The sequence below is a fragment of the Nitrosopumilus adriaticus genome (assembly GCF_000956175.1).
GTDB lineage: Archaea > Thermoproteota > Nitrososphaeria > Nitrososphaerales > Nitrosopumilaceae > Nitrosopumilus > Nitrosopumilus adriaticus.
In genome coordinates this window covers 633,297-658,492 of the sequence record NZ_CP011070.1, presented here as the reverse complement: position 1 = coordinate 658,492, position 25,196 = coordinate 633,297, and the positions used below count along the sequence as shown (strand labels likewise).

The 25,196-nt window shown below is 31.2% G+C and carries 25 protein-coding genes and 1 pseudogene; 13 read left to right on the top strand and 13 right to left on the bottom strand.

The window, feature by feature from the left end; all coding sequences use genetic code 11:
* Positions 1–8: 8 nt before the first annotated feature.
* The 5 genes from NADRNF5_RS03885 (at position 9) to NADRNF5_RS03865 (ending at position 5,191) form a co-directional block, all read left to right on the top strand.
* Complete coding sequence (locus NADRNF5_RS03885) at positions 9–1,538, top strand: chemotaxis protein CheA (RefSeq protein WP_052661870.1); 1,530 nt, start codon at positions 9–11, stop codon at positions 1,536–1,538.
* A gap of 10 nt (positions 1,539–1,548) precedes the next feature.
* On the top strand, positions 1,549–2,301 hold the full coding sequence (locus NADRNF5_RS03880; protein WP_048115873.1) for a chemotaxis protein CheC: 753 nt from the start codon (positions 1,549–1,551) through the stop codon (positions 2,299–2,301).
* 1 nt (position 2,302) lies between these two features.
* A complete protein-coding gene (locus tag NADRNF5_RS03875; protein WP_048118956.1) occupies positions 2,303–3,127 on the top strand; it encodes a CheR family methyltransferase in 825 nt (274 codons plus the stop codon).
* A 154-nt stretch (positions 3,128–3,281) separates the two neighbouring features.
* Positions 3,282–3,659 carry a response regulator gene (locus NADRNF5_RS03870; RefSeq protein ID WP_148313063.1) on the top strand — a complete coding sequence of 126 codons (378 nt, stop codon included), beginning with the start codon at positions 3,282–3,284 and terminating at the stop codon, positions 3,657–3,659.
* A 149-nt stretch (positions 3,660–3,808) separates the two neighbouring features.
* The gene (locus NADRNF5_RS03865) at positions 3,809–5,191 is read left to right on the top strand and encodes a YncE family protein (protein WP_148313062.1); all 1,383 of its coding nucleotides are present in this window, start codon (positions 3,809–3,811) and stop codon (positions 5,189–5,191) included.
* Here NADRNF5_RS03865 and NADRNF5_RS03860 read toward each other — a convergent pair.
* Positions 5,188–5,835, bottom strand: coding sequence for a hypothetical protein (locus tag NADRNF5_RS03860; RefSeq protein WP_048115872.1), 648 nt, complete (start codon positions 5,833–5,835; stop codon positions 5,188–5,190). The two genes, NADRNF5_RS03865 and NADRNF5_RS03860, sit on opposite strands and share 4 nt — an antisense overlap.
* 135 nt (positions 5,836–5,970) lie before the next feature.
* Between NADRNF5_RS03860 and NADRNF5_RS03855 the strand changes: the two genes are divergently transcribed.
* Positions 5,971–6,339 carry a response regulator gene (locus NADRNF5_RS03855; RefSeq protein WP_048115871.1) on the top strand — a complete coding sequence of 123 codons (369 nt, stop codon included), beginning with the start codon at positions 5,971–5,973 and terminating at the stop codon, positions 6,337–6,339.
* A 23-nt stretch (positions 6,340–6,362) separates the two neighbouring features.
* Here NADRNF5_RS03855 and NADRNF5_RS03850 read toward each other — a convergent pair whose 3' ends face one another.
* Positions 6,363–7,820, bottom strand: a complete 1,458-nt coding sequence (locus NADRNF5_RS03850; protein ID WP_148313061.1) for a sensor histidine kinase — start codon at positions 7,818–7,820, stop codon at positions 6,363–6,365.
* Between the two features lie 114 nt (positions 7,821–7,934).
* Here NADRNF5_RS03850 and NADRNF5_RS03845 point away from each other — a divergent pair, with 114 nt between their 5' ends.
* The 3 genes from NADRNF5_RS03845 (at position 7,935) to NADRNF5_RS03835 (ending at position 9,392) form a co-directional block, all read left to right on the top strand.
* Positions 7,935–8,318 carry a response regulator gene (locus NADRNF5_RS03845; protein ID WP_048115870.1) on the top strand — a complete coding sequence of 128 codons (384 nt, stop codon included), beginning with the start codon at positions 7,935–7,937 and terminating at the stop codon, positions 8,316–8,318.
* Positions 8,319–8,348: 30 nt separating this feature from the next.
* A complete protein-coding gene (locus tag NADRNF5_RS03840) occupies positions 8,349–8,846 on the top strand; it encodes a response regulator (RefSeq protein ID WP_048115869.1) in 498 nt (165 codons plus the stop codon).
* Between the two features lie 69 nt (positions 8,847–8,915).
* Positions 8,916–9,392: a universal stress protein gene (locus NADRNF5_RS03835; RefSeq protein WP_048115867.1), complete on the top strand. Its 477-nt coding sequence runs from the start codon at positions 8,916–8,918 to the stop codon at positions 9,390–9,392.
* A 568-nt stretch (positions 9,393–9,960) separates the two neighbouring features.
* Here NADRNF5_RS03835 and NADRNF5_RS03825 read toward each other — a convergent pair.
* The gene (locus NADRNF5_RS03825) at positions 9,961–11,394 is read right to left on the bottom strand and encodes an NAD(P)/FAD-dependent oxidoreductase (RefSeq protein WP_082051979.1); all 1,434 of its coding nucleotides are present in this window, start codon (positions 11,392–11,394) and stop codon (positions 9,961–9,963) included.
* Positions 11,395–11,536: 142 nt separating this feature from the next.
* Here NADRNF5_RS03825 and NADRNF5_RS03820 point away from each other — a divergent pair, with 142 nt between their 5' ends.
* Positions 11,537–11,914 (top strand): hypothetical protein, encoded by a 378-nt coding sequence (locus NADRNF5_RS03820; RefSeq protein ID WP_148313060.1) that lies wholly within the window; start codon positions 11,537–11,539, stop codon positions 11,912–11,914.
* A 24-nt stretch (positions 11,915–11,938) separates the two neighbouring features.
* On the opposite strand, the gene NADRNF5_RS03815 is transcribed toward NADRNF5_RS03820, so the two are convergent.
* Together NADRNF5_RS03815 and NADRNF5_RS03810 are read right to left on the bottom strand one after the other, a co-directional pair.
* The gene (locus tag NADRNF5_RS03815) at positions 11,939–12,604 is read right to left on the bottom strand and encodes a hypothetical protein (RefSeq protein ID WP_048115862.1); all 666 of its coding nucleotides are present in this window, start codon (positions 12,602–12,604) and stop codon (positions 11,939–11,941) included.
* A 209-nt stretch (positions 12,605–12,813) separates the two neighbouring features.
* On the bottom strand, positions 12,814–13,335 hold the full coding sequence (locus NADRNF5_RS03810) for a hypothetical protein (RefSeq protein WP_148313059.1): 522 nt from the start codon (positions 13,333–13,335) through the stop codon (positions 12,814–12,816).
* Positions 13,336–13,790: 455 nt separating this feature from the next.
* Here NADRNF5_RS03810 and NADRNF5_RS03805 point away from each other — a divergent pair, with 455 nt between their 5' ends.
* Complete coding sequence (locus tag NADRNF5_RS03805; RefSeq protein ID WP_048115859.1) at positions 13,791–14,420, top strand: plastocyanin/azurin family copper-binding protein; 630 nt, start codon at positions 13,791–13,793, stop codon at positions 14,418–14,420.
* Positions 14,421–14,437: 17 nt separating this feature from the next.
* Here the strand turns inward: NADRNF5_RS03805 and uvrC are convergent, their stop codons facing one another.
* From uvrC to NADRNF5_RS03785, 5 genes are all read right to left on the bottom strand, one after another.
* Positions 14,438–16,024: an excinuclease ABC subunit UvrC gene (gene uvrC, locus NADRNF5_RS03800; RefSeq protein ID WP_048115857.1), complete on the bottom strand. Its 1,587-nt coding sequence runs from the start codon at positions 16,022–16,024 to the stop codon at positions 14,438–14,440.
* Positions 16,021–18,840 (bottom strand): excinuclease ABC subunit UvrA, encoded by a 2,820-nt coding sequence (gene uvrA, locus NADRNF5_RS03795; RefSeq protein WP_048115855.1) that lies wholly within the window; start codon positions 18,838–18,840, stop codon positions 16,021–16,023. Before uvrA ends, uvrC begins: the two co-directional genes overlap by 4 nt.
* Positions 18,827–20,782 (bottom strand): excinuclease ABC subunit UvrB, encoded by a 1,956-nt coding sequence (gene uvrB / locus NADRNF5_RS03790; protein ID WP_192828353.1) that lies wholly within the window; start codon positions 20,780–20,782, stop codon positions 18,827–18,829. Before uvrB ends, uvrA begins: the two co-directional genes overlap by 14 nt.
* A 127-nt stretch (positions 20,783–20,909) precedes the next feature.
* Positions 20,910–21,080 (bottom strand): DUF1059 domain-containing protein, encoded by a 171-nt coding sequence (locus NADRNF5_RS10885; RefSeq protein WP_082051978.1) that lies wholly within the window; start codon positions 21,078–21,080, stop codon positions 20,910–20,912.
* Positions 21,081–21,165: 85 nt separating this feature from the next.
* Positions 21,166–21,798, bottom strand: coding sequence for a pyridoxamine 5'-phosphate oxidase family protein (locus NADRNF5_RS03785; protein ID WP_048115853.1), 633 nt, complete (start codon positions 21,796–21,798; stop codon positions 21,166–21,168).
* 78 nt (positions 21,799–21,876) lie between these two features.
* Between NADRNF5_RS03785 and NADRNF5_RS03780 the strand changes: the two genes are divergently transcribed.
* Positions 21,877–22,101: a hypothetical protein gene (locus NADRNF5_RS03780; protein WP_048115852.1), complete on the top strand. Its 225-nt coding sequence runs from the start codon at positions 21,877–21,879 to the stop codon at positions 22,099–22,101.
* 208 nt (positions 22,102–22,309) lie between these two features.
* Positions 22,310–22,728 (top strand): annotated as a pseudogene (locus NADRNF5_RS03775) (hypothetical protein).
* Here NADRNF5_RS03775 and NADRNF5_RS11895 read toward each other — a convergent pair.
* From NADRNF5_RS11895 to NADRNF5_RS03765, 3 genes are all read right to left on the bottom strand, one after another.
* The gene (locus tag NADRNF5_RS11895; protein ID WP_082051977.1) at positions 22,723–22,953 is read right to left on the bottom strand and encodes a hypothetical protein; all 231 of its coding nucleotides are present in this window, start codon (positions 22,951–22,953) and stop codon (positions 22,723–22,725) included. The pseudogene NADRNF5_RS03775 and the gene NADRNF5_RS11895 overlap by 6 nt on opposite strands.
* Positions 22,954–23,012: 59 nt before the next feature.
* Complete coding sequence (locus tag NADRNF5_RS03770) at positions 23,013–24,119, bottom strand: LLM class flavin-dependent oxidoreductase (protein WP_048115846.1); 1,107 nt, start codon at positions 24,117–24,119, stop codon at positions 23,013–23,015.
* Between the two features lie 94 nt (positions 24,120–24,213).
* Positions 24,214–25,158, bottom strand: coding sequence for an iron-containing alcohol dehydrogenase (locus tag NADRNF5_RS03765; protein ID WP_048115844.1), 945 nt, complete (start codon positions 25,156–25,158; stop codon positions 24,214–24,216).
* Positions 25,159–25,196 lie beyond the last annotated feature (38 nt).

Below are 25,196 nucleotides of genomic sequence, written 5' to 3'. Positions count from 1 at the left end.
ACCGAGAGATGTATGTCTCAGAAGCAACAGAACATGTTGAACTGATAAATCAAACATTATTACAACTAGAAGACAATCCCACAAATAGATCATATTTAGATCAAGTTTTTCGCTCAGCTCACACCATTAAAGGAATGGCATCAACTATGTCCTATAATGATACAAGTGAACTATGTAAAAATATTGAAAATATTTTTGATGAAATTAGAAAAGGTGAAAAACATCTAACACATGATCTTTCCAGTGCACTTTTTGTTTGTATTGATCTATTACAGCAAATGATCATGGATGAAGAATTAAAAGTAGATTTAACACCTTATTTAGAAAAATTGCAATCACCTGAAGAAGAAATTAAAAACATGCCATTTCAAAAAAACAGTAAAAAAATTTCATCCTCAACAATTAGAGTCAAAATGTCAGATCTTGATTCCATAGTGGATTTAGTAGGGGAATTATTAACATCAAAAATGCAACTTCAACAAACAATAAAAAATAAAAATCACAATGAATTAAAACAAGTTTCAACTCAAATTGAACGTTTAATTACAGATTTACAATATCAGGCAATGAAAATTAGGCTAGTTCCAATAAATCAAATTTATGATAGATGCAATAGGACTGTACGCGATATATCACAAAAACTTCAAAAGAACATAGATTTGAATATGGATAGTTCAGGAATTGAGATAGACAGAAGTATTTTAGATGCAATGGTGGATCCACTATTGCACATTTTAAGAAATTGTGTAGATCACGGGATAGAATCTTCTGAAGATAGAATCAGACTTGGCAAATCAGAGACAGGCAACATAAGTATTACAGTATCAAGAAAAGGAGAAAATATTCTAATCACCATAGAGGATGATGGAAAAGGAATTGATGTAAACAGAGTAAAAGAAAAAGCAGTAGATAACGGGATAATCACTCAAGAAGAGGCAGATAAAATTTCAGAACAAGACGCAATGCAATTAATTGGAGCACCAGGATTATCTACTGCAAAGGAAGTAACAGACATTTCAGGGCGTGGGGTAGGGATGGATGTCGTAATATCTCAAATAGAAGAGGTGAATGGAACAGTAAAAATTACTAGTGAAAAAGATATAGGCACAAAAATAGTTTTATCGCTACCACTAAATCTTTCGATAATACGAGGACTTCTGGTAATCATATCTGGAGAAAGATTTGCAATTCCCCTTTCCAGCATAATTTCTACATTGAAAATAAAAAATGAAGAGGTAGACGTAGTACATGGAACAGAATTCATTAATTTTGAAGATAGTATTATACCATTAATCCGTCTTAATGATCTTTTGGAAATACAGAAAACCCGCTATAGTGAGAATAAAGAATTAACCGTCATAGTAATTGAAAACAATAATAAAAAATACGGGTTTTTAGTAGATGGTTTTGAAAGAAATCAAGAAATTGTCATAAAAAAATTAGATGGAAATGAATCATCAGATTTATTTTCAAATGCAACAATACTTCCTGATGGAGATGTAGCTTTAGTGATTGATCCTTCAGCGTTAATTAATTAGGTGATTAAAAATGAAATTAAAAAATAATGAAATTCAAACATTGGTAGGAACTATAGAAGAATATATTACAAATAAAACATGCAGTGCACTATCCACACTTCTTAACGAGTCAATCAATCATAAGATTTCAATCCAATATAATAACGATAACTCTAAAAATAAAATTTCATTTTCATCAGATGAAATAAAAATGTGCTCAGTAAGATTAAATGGTAAAGGTGATCTCCACATTGAATTACTCTACACAATAAAATTGAATCATGCGATTAATATTGCATCAAAACTACTAGGTACAAAAATCAATAAATTAGATGAAATGGGAATGTCAGCATTACAAGAAGTTGCAAATATTTTAACAGGTTCGTTCTTCAATGCATTGTCTGAAAATACGGGGTATCGTATTGATCTTTCAACTCCATCATTCAAAGAAGGGAGATTAAAAGAATTAATCAAAGAACCAGCAAACGATGTCAATAGCAATCTCAAAGATGTAATAGTTACAGATGTAAGTTTGTCAGGCGCTGTCACAGATATTGAACTTCACATGATAATCATACAACATCCCGAACATGCAAAAAAACTAATTTCGTTTAGAGATCAGAATTTAAAAGTTCCAAAATATGAAAACCCATCAAATACAAATTTGTTAGGCGGTAAAAACAATTCTATTGACGAACTGATAGGAGATTTTAATTTAAAAAAGACAGAAGTTGAATCCAATTCTAAAAATCAATCTTTGAAAAAAAATATTGGAGAAAATTAACTTGATAGAATCCAAAACAAGTCACTATATTGAAAAGATCATATCAGAGATTAAGAAAAAAACAGGTAAAAGTATTCAAGAGTTTAAACCTGTTTTTCTTGAAAGACGAATACAATACAGAATGAGAATACTAAATATATCTGAATTAAAAGAATATTTCGAATTAGTATCAAGTAATTGTAATGAGGCAGAATCCCTATATTCATCATTTTCAATAAATGTAACAAAATTTTTTAGAGATCCTCAAGTCTGGGAGAAATTAGAAAAGGAGACCATCCCCAAGTTAATTGAAAAATCAAAGTTCTCTAGAATTAAAGTTTGGAGTTGTGGCAGTGCTTCAGGTGAAGAGCCACATAGTATTTCCATAATGCTACATGAATTGTTGAAAGGAACTGGGAAAGATTATAGAATTTATGCTAACGATATAAACAACCATGCATTAATTCGTGCAGAAAAAGCTGTATATCGAAATGCAAATTTAGTGAATGTGAGTAATCTCAAAATTAATAGATATTTTGAAAAAATTTCAGAGGAATACTACCAAGTTAAACTTAACATCAGAAACAAAATTCAATATGAGGAGATGGATTTGATGAAAACTACAGGACAAATGTTTGATATTATTTTCTGTAGAAATGTTTTGATATACTATGATAAAAACTCTCAAGAATGTATTTACAAAAAGTTTTCAGAATCATTAATGGATGGAGGGATTTTAGTTCTTGGACAAGATGAATCAATGATTGGAACTAAGGGAAAGGAATTCTTCGAAATACTAGATCCCAAAGAAAGAATTTATCAAAAAATACCTCACTCAATAAATTAAATTTATTCCCCCACCACTTTAATTGGAATATTGTTTCATGTTTGTATTTCCTAAACAAACTCTGAGATATTAATACAAGTATGAAGATAATATATGAGATTGCTAAACAGAATAAGTATAATGATTCACCACATATCTACAGGAGATTATTAAATTGGGAAATGGAATTAAAGTCTTAATTGCAGATGATGCTTCATTTATGAGAACTGTTTTAAAAGATATTTTAAAATCAAATGGACTTGCAACAGATATTGTAGAAGCACCAGATGGGGTCGAAGCTGTTCGCCAATTTATCAATCATAAACCAGATTTAGTTACAATGGATGTTAACATGCCAAAAGCTGATGGAATTCAAGCATTAAAAGGAATTATGAAAGTAAATCCAAATGCACGTGTGATAATGGTGACATCTGTTGAACAAAAACACATTGTTCAAGATGCAATGAAATCAGGTGCTAGAGATTACATAATAAAACCATTTGAGAGAGGAAATGTCGGATTAGTATTCAACAAAGTATTAAGAACAAAATAACAAACTCAGATGATTTGTTAAATCCTGCAAAATATAATGATCTGTGGATAAAAAAACACATACCATTTACACGATTTTCTACCAAAATGGAAGTATATTTTAAGAAATAGTTCCGGATTCCCTATAGTCTAATTTGCTGTAATTTATGCATGAATTTCAAACATAGTGGGGCGATAGCAATTCTAGTATTGGTATTTGGGATTACCACTTTTTCAGGAAATGTGTATGCTAGTCAAGATTCAGTATTAGTTGGCGATTTTCCACGAGACATAGATTTTGATCCATTTTTGAATAATCTGTATGTCCCAAATTATGAATCAGGGACAATTTCGGTAATTGATGCAACCAATATGATCATCAAGGATACAATAAGTATTAATGAAAATAATTCAAATCCCACCAGAATTGCTGTTGATAAAAATCAACATTTGATATATGTCACAGATAAAATATCGGGCACACTTTCAATAATTGATGGCGTTGAGGGCAAAGTTATCAATTCAAAGAAAATTGGAGAGTCATTGTGGGACATTGCAATAAATGAGAACAACAACAAGTTGTACATTTCAGACTTGATTAAAAATGAAATAATTGTATTGGATAAAGATAATTTTAAAGTAATTAAGTCAATATCTGTAAATTCTAGTCCCTGGTCAATTGCCATAAATCAAAATACGAATAAAGTGTATGTTGCAAGTGGCACTTCAGAAGCAATTAATGTAATTGATGGAAAAACAGATAGTCTAATTTATGAAATAAATCCAGGAGTAAAACCTTGGGGTTTATCAATTAATGAAAAGAGTAATGTCATTTATGTGTCCAGTTGGGATTCTAATGAAATTACAGTAATTGATATTCAAAATAATCAAATAATTTATGAAATACCCATTATGTCTGGAGCATGGCAAATGACAACAAATCAAAAAAACGGAATAACTATAATTTCCAATGAGCATTCAAATGAACTATACATACTAGATGAGAACTCAAGAAAAATTCAAACAATTTCTGTATTGGACTCACCACAATCTATGATTGCGTCTCCAACCTCAAATATCATTTATGTTACAAATCCATTATCTAATTCAGTCTCTTCTGTAATGTATGATTATGAACATAGAAGCCTTACACCAATTATTGAAGAAGTGATTGCGGATAATGATTCTGTAAATGATGAATTGATTTTAGAGGTAATTCAAGGAATAACAAATATTCCTCAGCGTGAAGATTTTGACACAGATATGATTGCAGGACTATTGAAGAATTTAGGAGTTACAGGAGAATTTGATGGGAATGGAATCGCACAAATTCTTCTTGACGATTATAATGAAAAGAAGGAATTACAACCAAAAACCGCTCAAGTCCCTTCTTGGACAACTGAACTAGCCCTAATGTTTAGTGATGATCTTGGAAATCAGCCAAAAAAAGAAATCAATTGTGATGATGATGCATTTTTCCCCATCAATGATATTGACAACATCAATCCATTTGATATTTGGGTAAGTATTCTACCCATCTGTGCATTATCCTAATCATCAGAATTTTTTTTCATAAATAAAAATAATGTTCCAAGAATACCAATACCTAGAACTATGGCAAGACTAATTGCAGAAATGTAAACTAGAGATGGGATAGATGATAGTAAATAGCTTAATTCAGTTTGATATAATGGACTAGTGGCAATTCCTGCAAAAATTAAAGATATTGTAATTATGCTTCCAAATACATTTGTTCCAAATAGATGAATCCAAGATACCAGAGTATTAAATTTACTAAATCCGCTATGCAGATTTGTTTCAATATGATTATAGAATATTCCAATAGTGGCCAACCCAGCAGTCAATCCAATTTGAAGAACAAATCCAAAAAAGAAAATTCCCAAATTATCAGTAAATGCAAATTCAAACATATTTTGTGGATTTCCATTGAACACAAAAAGTTGATTTAGAAAAAGTGCTATTGTCAATCCAGTAACAATTGCTCCCTGTATCATTGCAGAGATAATGAATTTTTTTCCAAACTTTCCAGGTTTTGATTCATCAGAAACTTCAAGAAATGCTCGTTTTGAAATCTTTTTTTCTAGATTTGCATAATCATTAAATTTTTCTAACAATTGCGCTTCTTTTTTAGAATCATATTCAAATCCATCAAAATCATCAGAGTTATCAAACCTCATGAAAATAATCATGAGTATTTGTATAATATTATATAATGTGTGACAATTGAACGAACTGTATCAAAGCAAAAATCATTTTTTCGTGTTTTATTTGAACAGACAATGTGTGATTAACCTTAATTTAACTGAAAAAATATGGTAAAACGAATTCTAGTAGCAGAAGACAATAGATTCACTGCGATGCAATATGAAAAAATACTTCAAAGTGGGAATCATGAAGTTGAAATTGCAAAAGATGGAGATGATTGTATTAAGAAATACATCGATAGTATGAATGATGTTTCAAAAGAAAGTAAATATGATGTATTGATTTTAGACCATTCTATGCCACAAAGAAATGGGGCAGAAGTAGCATCAGATATTTTATCTTTGAACCCAAAACAAAAAATTATTCTTGCATCAGCATATGCATTATCAACTGAAAGAAATTTTTCAAAATTAAAAGACAAGATTTTATTTCTTCAAAAACCATTCCAACTCTCAAAAATTCTAGAATTAGTATAAATTTAGAAAAGAATTTTTTAGATTTAATTATTTTTTAAAGTTTTTTCAATGTCATCTACAACTGAATTTTTCCAATTAAGATCAAAATCAAAAATAGGTAATGCAATTTCAAAAACAGGGTGTCCATTTTTATTATATGCAGAAATTTTTCCATTATGAGCATCAATAATTTTTTTAGATATATACAAGCCTAGTCCAAAACCTGAAACTTTGTAATTGCCTTTAGTTACAAATTTTTTGAAAATTTTTGGTAGAACATCATCGGGAATTTCAGGGCCAGAATCAGTTATGAATAGTTTGAGAGTTTTTTTATCTTTCAGAAGATTTGTTTGGATGGTTATATCCCCAGTTTCTGTGAATTTAATACAGTTATCTATGATATTTCTTAAGACCTGTTTAATTCTGGTTTTATCAAGATTCATGACAACATCCAGATCTAATCTTGTCTTAATTGGAACTTTTCTATCAGGGTTATAATGCTCAGAATCCAGAACTTCAGAAACAATATCATTGATATTATTTTTCTCTAAATGTAATTCCAATTCATCGTTTTCAATTTTTGTGAGATCAAGTACATTATTGGCGATATTTTCTAAATTCAGAGCAATATTAGATATTCCTTCCAGGGCTTCTTGTTTTGAAATTATGCCTGTTTTTGCAAGTTCTACAAATCCAAAAATGGGTTGAATTGGACCTTTTAGTTCATGGGATGCAATTGAAATGAACTCCTCCCTTTTCTTATCTACTTTTTTTAGTTTTTCATTTAATTTTTGGAGGTTTTTTGTTTGTTCCTTTATTTCATTTTTGAGATTTTTATTTGTCTGATTAAGAAAAAATACCAGCATAGAGGTTACGGCCCCTACTAAAATAATCATAGTCCATTGCAAAATCTGAAAATCTGTAATAATAGCATCTACAGATAATTTTGAATATATTGGGATTATCTCAAGCATTTGCTCTATGTCTTCAAGTTTCTCAAGTAGTTCAAATTGCAAATATTTCAAGTTCTCATATTCTAGTAAAAATCCACCAAAATTTCCATCATAAAAATACGATAATGCATTAGATGCGCTATTTTCATATTCTAAGTGTAAATTATAGTACAAATTAATAGTATTTTCAAGTTCAGATGATTTTTCATCAACTAAAATTTCATCAATGTGATGATTATCAAGTATTAATCTATTAAAATCATAAATTTTATTTTTAATTTCAGTATTATATATCCAAAATGTACCAACACCCATTAAGTTTTCTTCAGATTTTAAACTTTCAAATATCGTCATCTGTCGTTCATATTTTACTTTAATATCATCAAAATTGGATATTTTTTTATTGTAATCTAAAATAAAATTATAATTCTGATTAATATCATCCATTGTTTTTATAGTATAAATTGAAACAACACCCAACAACAAAATTATCATAGATATACATATTCCAATTCTAAACTGAGAATGACTAGTAATTTCTAACAACATTATGTGTAAATTAAAACGAACTTGAATTACTGGTTGTTTATATTAAACAGACGTATTTGTTTGTTCAAAAATTCAGAACAATTCCTTTTGATATAGAAAAATTGTAAAAAAAGTATGACTAGTGCAGTTATCGTAGATGATGATTTTGATACAGTAGAAGTGTTTTCAGAATTTCTTTCATTGCAAAACATAGATGTACTTGGCAAAGCATACAATGGATTAGATGGGATTAAATTATTTGAGGAGAAACAGCCAGACATAATTTTTTCAGATCTTTGGATGCCAGAGTATGACGGATTTTATCTCATTACGAAATTGAGGGAAAAATTCAAGGATGCAAAGATAATCATGGTTACAGCAGATTTAACTCAAGAAACAGATAAAAAATTAAAAGAGTGTAATGTGGATGCAGTAATTTTCAAGCCATTTAAAATTAACCAAATTATGAAAGCAGTAGAGGATGTTTCAAATAATACAAAGCCAATTATTTCAACATAGATTATAAATAATAGATAGAGGATTAAGAATATGAAAATTCTAATTGTTGAAGATGAAATTGATTTATTAGAAGAATACAAGATTTTTCTGGAATCTAATAATCATACTGTGACATTAGAAATGAATGGTGAGTCAGGGCTAAAAACATATTTTAGTAATTTTGATTCCAATTCAGAATCTACCCCATACGATATTGTAATTTTAGATTATCAGCTATCAGGAAAAAACGGTATGCAAGTGGCATCAGAAATTTTGGCTAAATGCCCAAATCAGAGAATTTTGTTTGCCTCAGCATATGTCGAGGACACATTAAAAGAATCAATTAAGACTTTGAAGCAAATTGTAGAACTTCTTCAGAAACCGTTTGGACTCCAAAAACTTTTGAATGTAATTGAAGACACAACAACATACGATGAATTAGCCAAGCTCAATGTAGATATAAAAAATCTAAAAGAACTCGAGCCCACACATGCTCAAATTAGCACATATCTGGAGATTATGAAAAAGCTTCACGATAAATTAGAATAAAATTTGATACAATATTCTGTTTAATTTAATCATACAACTTGCTTTAAAATTTGCTTACTGATAAAAAGCATGCAAGTTTATTCACCACAATCTGAAAAATTTTCAAAGATACTTTTTAAAAAAATTTTGGTGCCATTTGACAATTCAAAAATGTCAGACAGAGCATTTTGGCATGCAATAAATCTAAACTTTAATCATAAAACAGAAATAATTATTTTGTCAGTTTACCATAGCGATCATTTATCAATTTCATTTTTGGATTATAATGCACATCAGACCATAATAGAAAGGGAGAAATTAAACGAAATTAAATTAAAACACAAAAAATTAAAAGAGATTTCAGAAGAATCCGGTGTTACATGTAGAACTTTTGTGGCAGCTTCATCCTCAATCACTCAAACTGTAATGTCTTATATTTATTCTACAAAGGCAGATCTTGTGATTATGGGTACAAGAGGAAATGGTTCTGATAGAAAATTAATGTTAGGCAGTGTGTCACTTGAAGTATCACAAAAATCACCAGTTCCTGTATTGCTAGTGAAATGATTTTATTCTAAAACATAATTGATGATTAATACAAAAATGTACAAGATAAGAGATGACGTTTGTATAAAAAAGACACACATATGATAATACTAGATTTCTTTGAGAAATATTTTATTGCAAAAGAATTTAGATTTCAAATTTAACAAAAGTGTGCCTGATGAAATAAGTAGGAATGAACTTTTTGATAATTTTAATAAATCAGTTAATTACAAAGATGAAATAAATTTTGAAAAACATTCAATTAACAACATTATTAATGAAACAGTAGAAAAAGCAATTAACGATATTGTAATTAAAATAATTAATACAAAAACAATATTGACTAGTTCAAAAAATGTAGATGAGATTGCTAAAATTTGTGAAAAGTTTTTTCAGGATTCAAATTTTGGTACATTTGAATATATACAAAAAACAGGGAGAAATAATTTTAAAGTTATTCATAAATCAGGGGATAATGGAACCAAATTTTTGGGAAAATTTTTTGAGAAAATATTCAAAACATGCTTAAAAAATTATTCTTATCATATAATTTCTAATGAGAATTCTTTGTGTGTAATTTTTAGATAACCTAGTTGTTTGACATCAATTGTTCCTTAATTGATGGCATATTTTCATTAATATGGATTGAGTGAATTTCTTTTTTCTTTATAGAGCCAACAAGAGTAACATCTCTTGCCAGAATACTATCAGTAAGCCAATCAACGCAGATTTTTAATTTTTTGCCAAATGTGGGTATTTTTGATATATAATATGCCCTCCAAATAAGCCATGCAGGAATTCCAGTGATATTTTTACCAGCAATTGTAGCTATTCCAACTCTTTCGCCAATTATTGCCATGATTCCCAAACTATGAAATGTGAATTTTTTTAATTTGTTTTGTTTCTTAAATGTGAGTAATAAATTCTCAGCCACAGTTTTTCCTTCTCTTATTGCATGTTGTGCAGTAGATGGATAGTATGAATTCAAAGAATCATCTTTAATCAGTGCACAATCACCTAATACAAAGACATTCTCTTTATTTTTCATCCTCAATGATCCATCAACGATGATCCTTCCACCAAGACCATGTTCACAGTTTAAATCAGAAATCACTCTATCCATCTTTGTTCCACCAGTCCAAATCAGCGTGGCACAAGACAATTTACCACCATTGCTTAATTGAACATTCTCCTCATCAGCATCAACGGCTTTAGTATTTTTTATTATCATTATCCTATCTTTTTCAATAAATTCTGTAGCTTTTTCAGATAATTTTTCATTTAGCTCTGGTAAAATTCGATCTTTTGCAGAAATTAAAATGACGTTAACATTTTTTGGATTAATTGTTGGGTATGATTTAGAAATTGATTTTTTTATAAACTGATTAATTTCACTTACTGTTTCAACTCCTGCAAATCCTGCACCTACAACTACAAATGTCAACAATGTTCTTTGTAATTCATAATTTCCTGTTTGTGCAGCATGTTCCAACATTACAATTAAATGATTTTTAATTGCAATTGCATCAGTTATAGTTTTCATTGTGAAAGAGTGTTTTTCAAGATTCTTATTATTGAAAAAATTTGTTTGACCACCTAATGCCAACACCAGGTAATCATATTCTAAAGTTCTGACTTTATTATCAAATGATCTTTGAATGGTAACTAATTGTTGCTCCAAATCAATTGAATCAATTGACGCATGTAGGAATTTTGCCTTTTTGCAGAAATACCTAACAGGTATTGTGATATTACTTGGATGTAGCAATCCTGAGGCTACTTGAGGCAACATGGGGGTAAAAAGAAAGAAATTTTCATCAGACACAATAGTAATTTCAATGGATTCATTTTGGAACTTTTTTTCAATTTTATTTAATACATTAATCCCACCAAATCCCCCTCCTAAAATCAAAATTTTCTTTACAGAAGGTGAAGTGCTTTTATGAATACCTATGTAATGAGCATAATATTTTGATTCAGAATCAAATACAAGATCACAGCAATTGCAATTAATCACAGACATAAATAATTAAATTGTAACGATTTAAAAACAACCTGTCTGTTTAATTTCTACAACATGCGGATTTTGAAAAATAACTTAAGGTAAATTGACTGATTAAAACAAACAAACACTAGATAATATTTTCTAAAAGATAAAAATTAATGTGAGTAAAAAAATAATATTACCAACCATTGTTTTAATGACAGTATTACTTTTAGCACAAACCATATCAGTTGTAGAAGGTCATCACAATACAGATCCTAGAAATAAAGCAGCAAGAGAATCAGCTGAAACAAAAAGTGAAGACTATGATAATGAAGGAAATAAGAAAGAAGTAATTGAAGAAAAAAAGGAAGCTTTTGTAGCTTACAAAGCAGCATTTGCAGTTTGGAAGACTGCTAAAGAGAATTATAAATCAGCTAAAAGTTCAGGGGTTCAAGATGATATAGACGCAACAAAAATAATTTTTGATGCTGCAAAAATTACTAAAGATAACGCATATCAAGATTATAAAGATGCATTAAAAAAGAAAGCAAGATAATAATACATAAAATTAAAGTCAAAATTATTTAATATTTAAATTATTTTTAAAAATAAATTTTCTAGTAATAGCCAGGAATATTGTAACCTCTATAGTTTCTATTACCATAATTTGCCAAAAATACAAGACCCAGCCTCCCATCAATTGGTCAGTAACTGCCAAAACCACAGAGAAAATTTCAAAATTTTGTATTGTCAGCATAGGTAATGCAGCAATTGCACCAACTTGTTCTTCAGGAGTAACTTGAGAGGATATTTGATTTATCGCATCAAAGTTTAATTCAGAGCCAATTAGTATTCCTTGGTTTTCAAATTCACTAATTACTTGTTCTTTTAAAATAAGATATTCAGTATTTCCAGCATGAATGCAAAAAATAGTCATAATCCCAATTGATAAAAACAAGCCTGTTTGAGAATAAATTATCCATTTTCGCTTTCCTTTATGATTTTTAGTGATTTGGCGAATGAACATTTTGCCAAAAATTCCTAATTTTTCTTTTTTTGATAGATAAAGCATCAATCCAAATACCGCTGTAATAATTCCAATTGCTCCTATCCACTCATCAATAAAAATTATCTTAGCAAAAATTCGTAATGGCACTAAAATTGCAATTAAAGAAATAGCTACAATTAGAAATTCAAGAAATGGGTGTAACAGGTAATTAGAATCACTTTTTTTAATTAATGCCATAATTTAGTTAAGCCATTAAACCATCTAGAAATCAGCTAGTTCAAAAAAAACACGCAATATCATTTAACAAATTTCATAGTTTGTATATACAGATAAAAAATAGTAACGAGTCAAAACTAAAAAAACAACAAAAAACTCTTTTTTGTTGGACACTAGTCTGGTTATTGACGGATTATTATTTTTATCAATTTTATTTTTGAAAATGATATTTATGGTTGAAACATAGATGGAAGAAAATCTTTGTATTTGTCATATTCTGATTGTGACTGCCAGTCCTCATTTATTGTTCCAGAATTTTTGAATGAAATGATATCTTGAGTGATTTTTTCATATTCTAGTATCAACGAATGTTTAAGATTCAATATATCTTTATCACCAATGTAAGAATCAATTGCAGTCATGTATTTCTGATATTTTATTTGAAAATTCAATAATTCAGAATAGTATTCATCATCACTAATTTTTTCTGTAGAATAATTGAAACTTATCTGATTATAATCATCACTTAATTTCATTCCATTTTCAAATATCTTTTCAGCTTCTTTAAGATCAGGAATTTTTGTCGCCATACGGATTTCTTCTTCAGTTATTTCTCTCAATTCATTTAGAGTATGTTCTTCTGTGGATTTTTCTTTTGATGCCTGCTCAATAAAATCCTCCCCAACTTTTAAAATTGCAGATTGACCAGTAAGTTCAAGTTCTGAATACTTTTCTCCTTCTTGATTAGTCATTATAAGAAGGAGTGGAATTCCAATTAATGGGAGTAAAAATAACAATTTGTTCATTCTTTCTTCAAATCAATTTTGAGAAGAAAGATAATAAAAATAAGGTCACATAAAACAAAAAACAGGTGTTTATTAACAATATATAGAAAAAGCAAAGGAGCTTAAGACCAAAAACACAATGTTACTTGGTGACAGCTCAATTGCAACGTATGCATATCATAAGAACCCATTTTCATAAAAGAGGTAATTGTTCAACATCATTGACTAGAGCCAATGAACAATTGGAGTGATCATATGAGATTTACAAGAAAATTTTAGAATTATTGTGATTATTTGAATAAATTGATTAGACGATACTTGATCATGATGTTAAGACAGAAACAGATCAGACTTTGGCAAAGCCATAAAAATTCCGAATAGTAATTAGATTTATTTATTATTGGCATGGCTTAGAATCAATTATGGCAGGTATAGACAAAGCAGCAATTGCATTTTCTATTGCAATAGTAGCTGTAGGCGTAGGTATTGCATTCTCAATGGGTGCAGCACAAGATGCCGCTCCTGTAGTCTCCACTCCAAGTGTTGCAACTAAAACAGTAGAGCCTAAAGCACAAGCAGATCCATTTGCAGATATTGCAGATAAGGTGAAGCAAGAAGCTCCAAAAGTTGAAGAGAAGATGATGGAGAAACCTCAGGAAAAACCAGTAGAAAAGACTGTAAAAGTTGAAGAAAAAATGAAGATGGTTGAAGAAAAACCAAAAGAAAAAGCTATGGAAAAACCAGCAGGACCAACAACACATTCTGTTGATATTCCAGTAGGCACTTCAGTTCCAGGATGTGAAGAATCTAATGCATGTTACTTACCAGCAGACATTACAATAAATGCTGGAGATACTGTGAATTGGGTTAACATAGACTCTGCAGCACATACAGTTACTGGTGGCAGTCCAGCAGATGGTCCATCTGGTGTATTTGATAGCAGTCTAGTCATGGCAAGTGCAGAATATGCATTTACCTTTAATGATTCAGGCAGTTATGATTACTTTTGCATGGTTCATCCTTGGATGGTTGGCAGTGTTACAGTAAACTAACCAAAAAATCCTTTTTCTTATTTTATTTTATTTTTCCTAATTGTTCTATTATATGCAACACCAAATCTATGAGTTTCATCTCTAGCATGCTGTAGGATTTTCAATGATGACATTTCCCTTGAAATTACAATAGGATTTTTATTTTTTGGAACATAGACTTCTTCATTTTCTTTTGCCAATGAAATACACGGAAGTTTCAATCCTAAAGATTCTAAAGAATTAATTGCAGCATTAAGCTGGCCTTTTCCACCATCAATAACTATCAAGTCAGGCAATTGAGATTTTTCTTCTAGCAATCTATAATATCTTCGTTTAATTATTTCGCCAATCATTGCAAAATCATCTCTTCCAGACACTGTTTTGATTTTGAACTTTCTATATCCCGATTTGTGTGGTTTTCCATCTACAAATTGAGACATCGAACCTACGGCAAAGTCTACTCCGTGATTTGAAATATCAAAGCATTCAATAATTTTTGGAATTTCAGGTAAATTTAGAATTTCTTTTAATTCAGCCAACCCAGGTTCTCCCCCCTTTGAGTGAATTAATTGGATATTTTTTAAAATCAAAGTAATGATTTCTCTTCGCTTTCCTTTGGTTGGTCTAGAAATTCTCACAGTAAATCCAGCTTGTTCAGAAAGTAAAGATTCCAACAATTCCTTTTTTTCAGGAATCTCACTGACTAGAATAAATTTTGGAATTTTGTGAGTTGAATAATACTGGAAAAGAAAATTTGAAAAAGAATTATCACCCACCAGATCAAAAAAGAATTTATCACTATCTCGAATCACCCCATTAATCATTCTAAAATTCATCACAGTTACAGACTGCTCCTGAGTACCAACTCCAAAGTATTCCTCATCAGATTTATCAACATATTCCATTTTTTGTTTAGTCTGAAGGCTTCCAAGCCTCACTAGAGTATCACGAATGTCTTTTGCCCGCTCGAATTGCTGAAGTTTTGCTGCTTGATGCATCTCTTCTTCAAGTTTTTTTGTAAAGATTTTTGTTTGGTTTTTGCCCTTTAGAACATCTTCCAAAGCAGAAACATGCTTTGAGTATCTTTCTTGGGCATCTTTGAACTCACATGGCCCTTCACAATTTCCTAAATGATATTCAAGGCATACTTTTTTTGGCAAAGTTTTACAAATTCTAATTTGAAAGGCTTTTCTCAAAGTTCCAATCGTAAGTAACTTTGAACTGCCTTGAGTAAAAGGCCCAAAAGTTTTTCCTTTGCCTAAAAATTTGCCATCCCGAGTTCTTCTAGCGACAAGTAAACGAGGATATTTTTCATCAGAAATTCTAAGATATGTGTATCTTTGTTGATCTTTTAATTCAATATTAAATCTAGGGCGATATTTCTTTATCATGTTTGATTCTAAAAGAAAAGCTTCACTTTCATTATCTGTTAAAACAAATTCAACATCTGAAATATTTTCCACAAGTTTTTGGGTCTTGTAGTTTTGGTTTTTTGTAAAATATGACTTTACTCTATTTTTCAAATTTTTTGCTTTGCCAATATAGATTATTTTTTTATCAGAATCTTTCATCAAATAGATTCCAGGGTTGGTTGGAATGTTTATTGTAGAAATATCAAAAGTCATTTTTTCAATAATTTTCTCAAAAACTTTCCCGTATAACTGCCAGGAGCCTTGGATATGGTAGTAGGTGTTCCAGTTGCCACAATTTTACCACCCTCATCTCCCCCTTCAGGACCAAGATCAATTATCCAGTCAGAATTTTTAATGACATCCATATTATGCTCAATCACAACTACAGTATTTCCCAAGTTAACTAATCGATTAAGAACATCAAGTAATTTTTGAACATCTGCAAAATGTAATCCAGTAGTAGGCTCATCTAAAATATAGAGTGTTTTTCCAGTACCGCGTTTTGAGAGTTCTGATGCAAGTTTGACTCTTTGAGCTTCTCCCCCAGACAGCGTAGTAGATGATTGGCCAAGCTTGATGTATCCCAACCCAACATCATAGACGGTTTGTAATTTTCGTTTAATTGAGGGAATATTTTCAAAGAAATTTAATGCCTCATATACAGTCATGTCTAAAATATCTGAAATATTTTTACCCTTGTACAACACAGATAATGTTTCAGTGTTGTATCTTTTTCCTTTACATTCATCACATTTCACATAGACATCAGACAAAAATTGCATCTCGATTTGTTTAACGCCATCTCCATCACATGCAAAACACCTACCGTCGGCCACATTAAATGAAAATTGTCCTGGGGCATAACCGCGCTCTTTTGACAATGCAGTGTTTGCATATAGTTCTCTAATGGGAGTAAATGCTCCAATGTACGTTGCAGGATTTGATCTGGGGGTTCTTCCAATTGGAGATTGATCAATTGCAATCACCTTATCAATATTTTCTAAACCAGTAATTTCTTTGTGATTACCAGGCCTAACATTTGTTTTGTAAAAATGGCTCTCCAAGGTTTTAAGCAGCACATCATTGATCAAAGTAGATTTTCCAGAGCCGGAAACCCCAGTAACTGAAACAAAAAGCCCCAATGGAATTTCAACATCAATTTCTTTGAGATTATTCTCAGATGCTTTTTTAATTGTTAATAAACCAGACTTGTTACGAATTTTATTTTGCAATGATATCAAAGAATTATCTTTCAGATATGCACCTGTAACAGAATCACTTCCATTAAGAATTTTTTTCACAGTCCCTTGAAAAACCACATTACCTCCATGAACACCCGCACCTGGACCCAAATCAACTATCCAGTCTGAATTTCGTATAACTTCTTCGTCATGCTCTACTACAATGACAGAATTTCCAAGATTTCGTAGTTTATTTAGCGTTTTAATCAATCTTGCATTATCACGCTGATGCAATCCAATTGTAGGCTCATCAAGAACATACAACACACCAGTCAGATTAGAGCCAATCTGAGTAGCCAAACGAATTCTTTGAGATTCACCTCCAGATAATGTGGAGCTCAATCGATTTAGAGATAAATAATTTAAACCCACATTCATTAAAAATTCCAAACGTTCTTTGATCTCTTTTAGAACATCTTTAGCAATGTATTGTTCATTTTTAGTTAATTTTAGTGTAGAAAAAAAATCATAGCAATGATCAATTGACATATTGCAAACATTCATTATTCCTTGTTCGTTGATTTTAACTGCAAGAGATTCAGGTTTTAATTTTTTTCCATTGCATGCAGTACATGGAGTATCACGCATGAATTGTTTTAGCCATTCGCGTTTTGATTCAGAGTCAGTTTCCATAAAAACGCGCTGAAGATTCACAAGAACTCCCTCAAATGCATCAGTGTATTGCCATGATGAATCTCCAGATTTTGAGCGATATTTAAAATCAATCAAATCAGATGTCCCATGCAAAATTATATCAAAATGTTTTGGTTTAATTTTTTCCAAAGGAGTCATCAAGTCAAAACCAAATTTCATTCCAACTGCTCTTAATGCTTGTCTTCTAAATGATGAGAACCTACCACTCCATGGAACAATTGCACCATCCAAAATCGATTTTGATTTGTCAGGAATTACTAAATCAGCATCAAATTCCATTTTAACTCCCAACCCATTGCAAGTTTTACACATACCAAATGGAGAATTAAATGAAAAAGAGCGTGGCTCTAATTCACCAACTGTTAATCCACAATATGGACATGCATTATTTTGTGAGAATATTTTTTCAGTCTTCTCAGTTGCAATCATCACCTCACCCTTGGATGATTTTATTGCAGTCTGAATTGCCTCAAATAATCTTGATCTTTCTGATTTTTCAGTAGTTATTCTATCAACTATTATCTCAATATTATGCCATTTTTGACGATCAAGTGGAGGAATGTCATCATCGAGGCTCAAAATCTCCCCATTAACGCGTATTCTAGAATATCCATCCTTTTTGATTTGCTCAAACAATTTCTCATAGGTACCTTTTTTTCTTTGAATAATTGGAGCCAAAATCAGTATTTTTTTTCCTGAAAAATCTTTCAGTACAGAATCACATATTCTCTCAATGGATTGAGTAGATACTTTTCTACCACAATTTGTACAATAAGGAATCCCAATTCTAGCATATAATAATCTCATGTAATCATAAATTTCAGTTGTAGTACCCACAGTTGAGCGAGGATTTTTACTGGTAGTTTTTTGTTGAATAGAAATTGCAGGAGATAATCCTTCAATAGAATCAACGTCAGGTTTATCCATCATCTCTAGAAATTGTCGTGCATATGCAGAAAGAGATTCAACATACCGTCTTTGCCCTTCAGCATAAATTGTGTCAAAGGCCAATGTAGATTTACCAGAGCCAGATAAACCAGTAATTACAACTAGTTTATTTTTTGGAATATCAATATCTAAATTTTTTAGATTGTGGTGTCTAGCTCCACGAATTTTTAATTTATTTTCTGTCATCTTTGAATTGAATCTCCTTTTCTAGTCTTTTTATCCTATCTCTGCATTCAATTGCATGCTCAAAGTCTAAATCTTCAGAATATTTTTTCATTTGAGCTTCCAAATCAACAACATCATTATGTAAATCATGAATCGATTTTAATTTAGATTCATCTAATGCAGTTTCTTGTTCTGGTACTGATTTTATTATAGTCTTAGGTGTGATGTTGTGTTCAAGATTATATTGGATTTGTTTTTCCCTTCTACGTTTAGTTTCATTCATAGCATTTTTCATAGATTTGGTATTGTTATCAGCATACATTATCACAGTCCCATGTTCATTTCTTGCAGCTCTTCCACATGTTTGAATTAAGCTGGTAAAATTTCTCAAGAATCCTTCTTTGTCTGCATCCAAAATTGCAACAAGTGACACTTCAGGAATATCCAATCCTTCTCTTAGCAAGTTGATTCCAACGAGGACATCAAATTCCCCAAGGCGTAATTGTCTAATTAACTCAGTTCTTTGCAATCCATCAATTTCTGAATGCATGTATCTTACACGGACTTGTTTTTTTGAGAGGTATTCTGCCAAATCTTCTGCCATTCTTTTGGTAAGAGTAGTAACCAAAACACGCTCAGAAATGGCAGATCTTTTGTTAATTTCATTGATTAAATCATCCATTTGTCCTTGTGTGGGTCTAATTTCGACCACAGGATCTAGCAGTCCCGTAGGTCTTACGACTTGCTCGGCAATTTTAGAGGATATTTTTTTCTCATAATCAGAAGGAGTAGCAGAGACAAATATCGTATTTTGGATATATTCTTCAAATTCCTCAAATTTCAGGGGCCTATTGTCAAAGGCACTTGGCAATCGAAATCCATATGTTACAAGTTCATTTTTCCGTGAATGATCACCTTTGTACATTCCATGTAGTTGTGGCAGTGTAACGTGGGATTCATCAATTACCAAAATATAATCATCCCCAAAAAAATCCATCAAGCAGAATGCCTTTTCTCCAGGAGACCTTCCATCAAAATGTCTAGAGTAATTTTCAATCCCGGAGCAATATCCCAATTCCTCAATCATCTCCAAATCATAGTTTGTTCTCATCTCAAGTCTTTGTTTTTCTAATTCATTTAATTCAGGTAGTCGTTTTTGTAATTCTTTTTTGATAGAGTTAACAGCTTTTTGACGGACATCTTTTGCTATAAGATAGTGTTTTGCAGGAAAAATTTTCATTTGGGATACTTTCTTTTTTTCTTTTAAAGAAACATGATCAAGTAATGTAATTTTTTCTATCTCATCTCCAAACATGGAGATTCGCACCAAATCTTCAGAATATGCAGGAGTAACATCAATAGTATCACCTTTTACTCTAAAGTTTCCTGGTGCTACCTCTGTATCGTTTCTTTCATATCTTGCATCAATGAATTTTCTAATAATTTCTGTTCGTTTAATTTCATCTTCAGTTTTTATTGTAATTGCTAAATCTTCCCAATCCTTTGGATTTCCCAGAGAGTAAATACATGAAACTGTAGAGACAATTATTGTAGGCTCACCTGATAAAAGCATTGCAGTTGCCTCTAGTCTTAATTTTTCAATTTTTTCATTAATTTGAGTATCTTTTTCAATATACGTATCAGTTTGAGGCAGATAGCTTTCTGGTTGGTAATAATCATAGTATGAGACAAAATAACCAACATTATTTTTAGGAAAGAACTGCTTTAATTCAGAATATAGTTGAGCTGCTAAAGTTTTGTTATGCGATATTACAAGTGTGTTTTTCCCTGTTCTAGCAATAACATTTGCAATAGAGAACGTTTTTCCGCTTCCAGTAACTCCCAGTAAAGTTTGAACTGATTTTTTCTTCACCCCTTCAACTAGGGCATCAATTGCTTGAGGTTGATCCCCCGTAGGCAAATAATCAGATATTAATTCAAATCTAGTTGTTTGCTCCAACATATACAATCCCTAAAAACAGAACTTATAGCTAACGTTTCTTAATTGGAACCCTCAAGTGAACAAAAAAATGATTTTGGGAAATTTAGAGATTAAAAATAAAAATGATTTTTGTATAAATGGTGTTTATCTATCCCCTGATTGAGGATTGTATTTTGATTTTATCTGCTGTTGATAGTTGAAGATCGTGTTTGAATTCTGCATGAGCAACTATTTTCTTCATCAAAGTTGCAGTGTCATTAGCAGTTGTTGACCAAGTACAATCTTTAACCAAGCTAGAGCAGGTGTAACTTTTTGCCATAATTCAAAATAATCTCAAACAATATAGTAGATGTGTATGTTTGATTTGAATAAACTTGAAACATGTATGAGTAAAATGTATTAAATTACCAAATAGGCTCATCAATCATTCTTAACCCATCAGCAGTTTCCTCAAAACCCATTATTTTGAGAGTTTGTCTTGATGATGGGGAATTTTTTTTCAGAATATTTTTTGCAAGTTCCATCCTATCTTTTGGCTTCAAATGCTGTCCTATTTTGTATTTACCGTGAATTGTATTTGGAACAACTTTGATTATACTAACAGCATCTAATACTTTCATTTCAGATTCAATTGGATCATATTTTCCTTCGGGCTGATATTTTTCCATCAAACCGTTGAGTGCTAGTGTTTTTTCATCTCTATTGGTTACGAATATTCCAGTTCCCTTTACTACAACACTGATGTACAATGTATCTGCAAGGGATGCATTATGTGGATCTTCAAAGTAAGAGGGTAAAAATTCTAGTTCCCTATCTGCTTCAAATCCAACTTTATTATTTCTAGAAATATTATCTAATTTTTCACCCCTTACATGAGAATGCATGTAAATTACATCATTGAGGAATACAAAATTCATTGGAATGATTTGAGGAAATCCATTGATATCAATACTTGATAGACGACCTACATGTTCATCATGTAGAAATTCTTTAATTTTCTCATACGATTTAATCTGAAGAATCCCTACTAGCTGCATAGATTAAATGAAATAAATAATATTATAAATCCAGATCATAAAAAAATAGCTAAAATACAAGATAGGTAGAAAGCAAGTATGGATGATCCATATCTTGATGAACTAAAAAATGATTTTAAAAATTATTCTGATCAATTAAAAAAATTAAAAAAGAAACTTCTAAAAGCAAATTCTACAGAATTACAGACAAAAATTATCAAACAGATTGATTCTATTGCAAATAAAATGGAGAATAATCAAAAGCAATCAGTCAAAGTAACAAAATCTAGATTAAAAGAAAAAAAGAAAAAATCAAAAAAGTAACATTAATCCTCGTTTTCAAATTCTTGAGCCATTTTTTTTATTTGTAAAATTCTGCATTCAAGATATGTGCATTCATTTTCTAATTTTGTACTCATATCAATTAATTTAAAAAAAACTCAAAAAGAAAAGACATCACAAAAATTGACTTTTCCCATCATACTTTTAATCAATGTAAATTGCTAAATTTAGGTTTAGGATTCCAGAATAGATGAGTAAAATTAATGAAGAATATGAGGATGCAACCCAAAAAGTACTAGAACTTTTAGAGGAATGGGGCTCAGAGTCAAAATTTATCTGGTTTAGAGAAATACATAGAATTACAGACATAGACAAGGGACTACTGCGGAATATCATCAATGAATTAAAAAAATCAAAGGAAGTCAAAGACATGCATGGTACAAATAACAGGATATTTTTTTGTCTCAAAAAATACTATATCAAATGCAGAGATGTAGAATTTAGATTCAAAGGAAAGGAGATTATGTTGAGGGATGGGAGTAAAACAAAAATTATTCAAGGCTCAACAAATGCCACTGAACGTACACGTAAAAGGTTGGAAAAACAAAAAACAAACGTAGGGCAAAGGCATTTTCAAAGGCTAAAAACAGAAGACCACACAAATCATAAAGAATCTTCAGACTGTCTTCGTGAAAAATTAAATTCAGCGCGTTTGAGTTTTGAAGATTCAGCAACATCTTCAGTCATATCATACAAATTATGAAGTTCCATCTCCGGAGTCAATTGATCTTCTTGTTCATCATCTAGATCAAATTCTAGATTCGCCAAGATTTCGACGTTTTCATCTAAAATATCAAGGCATTTTTTAACAGATTCAGGAAGATCATCCTTCATAATACATCATCAAAACAAGCTAAGTAAATGATTTTCTGTATGTAATATTATGAGACTGGTTATTGTTTGGCTCTTGCTCTAAGTGCAGGCATGACATGACTTGCAAATTTATCAATAGAGCCAAAGTAGTTCTTTCCCCAGAATCGAATTACAAAGTGATTAACACCAGCATCCATGAATCGCTCAAATGTCGGGATTATATCTTCAGGAGTTCCAACAGCAGTAGATGAACGTGCTATTTTGTCTGGTATTTTGGTAGCTGCCTCTCTCATTTTAACAATCCAACTTTGATCAGACATAGAATATTCTGTAAAGTATTTTACGAAATCAAATCCTTCAATCTCTTTTAATCCATGAACTCTCAAAACTTCAGGTTTGAATAAACTAACCTTTACAGCTTCTTTCATTTTTGCCCATGATTCTTCTGCATCTTCAGAAAAGTAAACATCGATATCCAAAGCCATTTGGAAGTTATCTTTTTCTTCCTGAGTTCGGTTATGTTTATCCATTGAAACTTCGATTTGTTTTCTATGATCCTCAAATAATTCTGGAGTGTAGCCAATTGGTAGCCAACCATCACCAAGTTTTCCTGTTAATTCTAATGTTCTTTTACCACCAGAAGCCATGTAAGTTGGAGGACGTGGTTTTCTAATTGGTGGTGCCTGCAAACATGCACCTTCTAATTGATAATATTTTCCAGCATAATCAACTGTATTATCTGGAGTAGAGTCATACAATGTATGAATAACTTCGATTTGTTCAGCCCATTTTGAAACTGGTTTTTCAAATGGAATACAAAATTCTTTTAGATTTTGAGCCTCACCTGCACCGATTCCAAGGATTGCCCTTCCCTTTGAAACTCTATCAAGAGTGATAGCAGCTAGAGCAATATTTGATGGGTGTCTTCTAATTGCATCAGTAACACAAGTTCCCAATTCAACATTGTTTGTGACAGCAGCTATTGCAGATAACATAACCCATGGATCAAGCACAGTAGCATTTTTCCATTGTGGGACATTGGTGTGGTCCATATAGAAAATTGAATCATAGCCAGTTTTATCAGCAAGCATGCAAGCCGTTAAAATTTGATCTTCAGTATAACCAGCTCTTGCAACATTTAATCCATTTTGAATTCCAAATTTGAGTTTCTTTGAAGCCAAGTACAATTACCTTAGATTATTAGCATAAAAAGTTTCATCTAGCTGCCAATTTCGCAGTTTATCAAGAAAATAGAAAAAAGGTAAAAAATTTGTGAATTTTTTACAAATTACCTGATTTGATGTCTTCAAGACATTTAACAACGTCGTCTTTGGATATTGGGATTGGATTTGGATCCAAATGTCCTTTATCAGTCATTACGACATCTGCAGCTTCAGAAACATCGGCTTTGAGTTCTAATTTATCAAATCCAAGTTTTTCCATAGCTTCTTTGAATCGATCATAGAAGATTGACTTGTTATGTTTATGTGCAACTGTAGTACAAGATGATAAGGAATAGCCATGTGGCACACCTTCATTTGAGAACACATAGGACAAAGCATGTCCTAGAGTTGTTGAGCAATTTCCAAATCCCATTCCAGATAACATTGAACCATAAGGATAGTTTTCTGGTTTGTCATTCATTATTGCATCATAGAGAATCTCAAATGCTTGTTTACATAGAGTTCTAGTCAAGTCATTACCGAGTTTACTGTCATAGCCCTCAGTAGCTTGAGCACATGCATCACAGACAGAATTTTTGATGACTTGTTCTGGAGTTCCATCCATGAAATATGAATCGACTACAGCCATGTCGGCCAAAAATCTATCTTCGTGTAACAATTTCTTTTTTCCATCAAATTTTAGAACACAATAAGTTGTCATTTCAGCTCCAGTTCCAAATGTAGTAGGAATTAAGATCTTTTCTACACCGAAATCTTGGGCAGCATATTTTACAACATCCATTGAACTTCCCCCACCTAATCCGATTAGAACAGATGGTTTTTTGTCTTTGAATTGTGAAATCAATGTATTGACATCGTCAATTGATGGTTCAGGTTTCACTTGATCATATAACATGTAATCCTGAATTCCCATTTTTGCCAACCATTTATCAGAAAGTTCTGGTGGAACGGTTGTTACAACAAGGGCATTTTTTGGATACTCTGTTTGACCAAGTGCGTCTTCTCCAAAGTTGATAACTTTTGGAATACGTACTGTGTGCATAAATCAAAGGCATCATTGATTATTATTATATCTTGCAT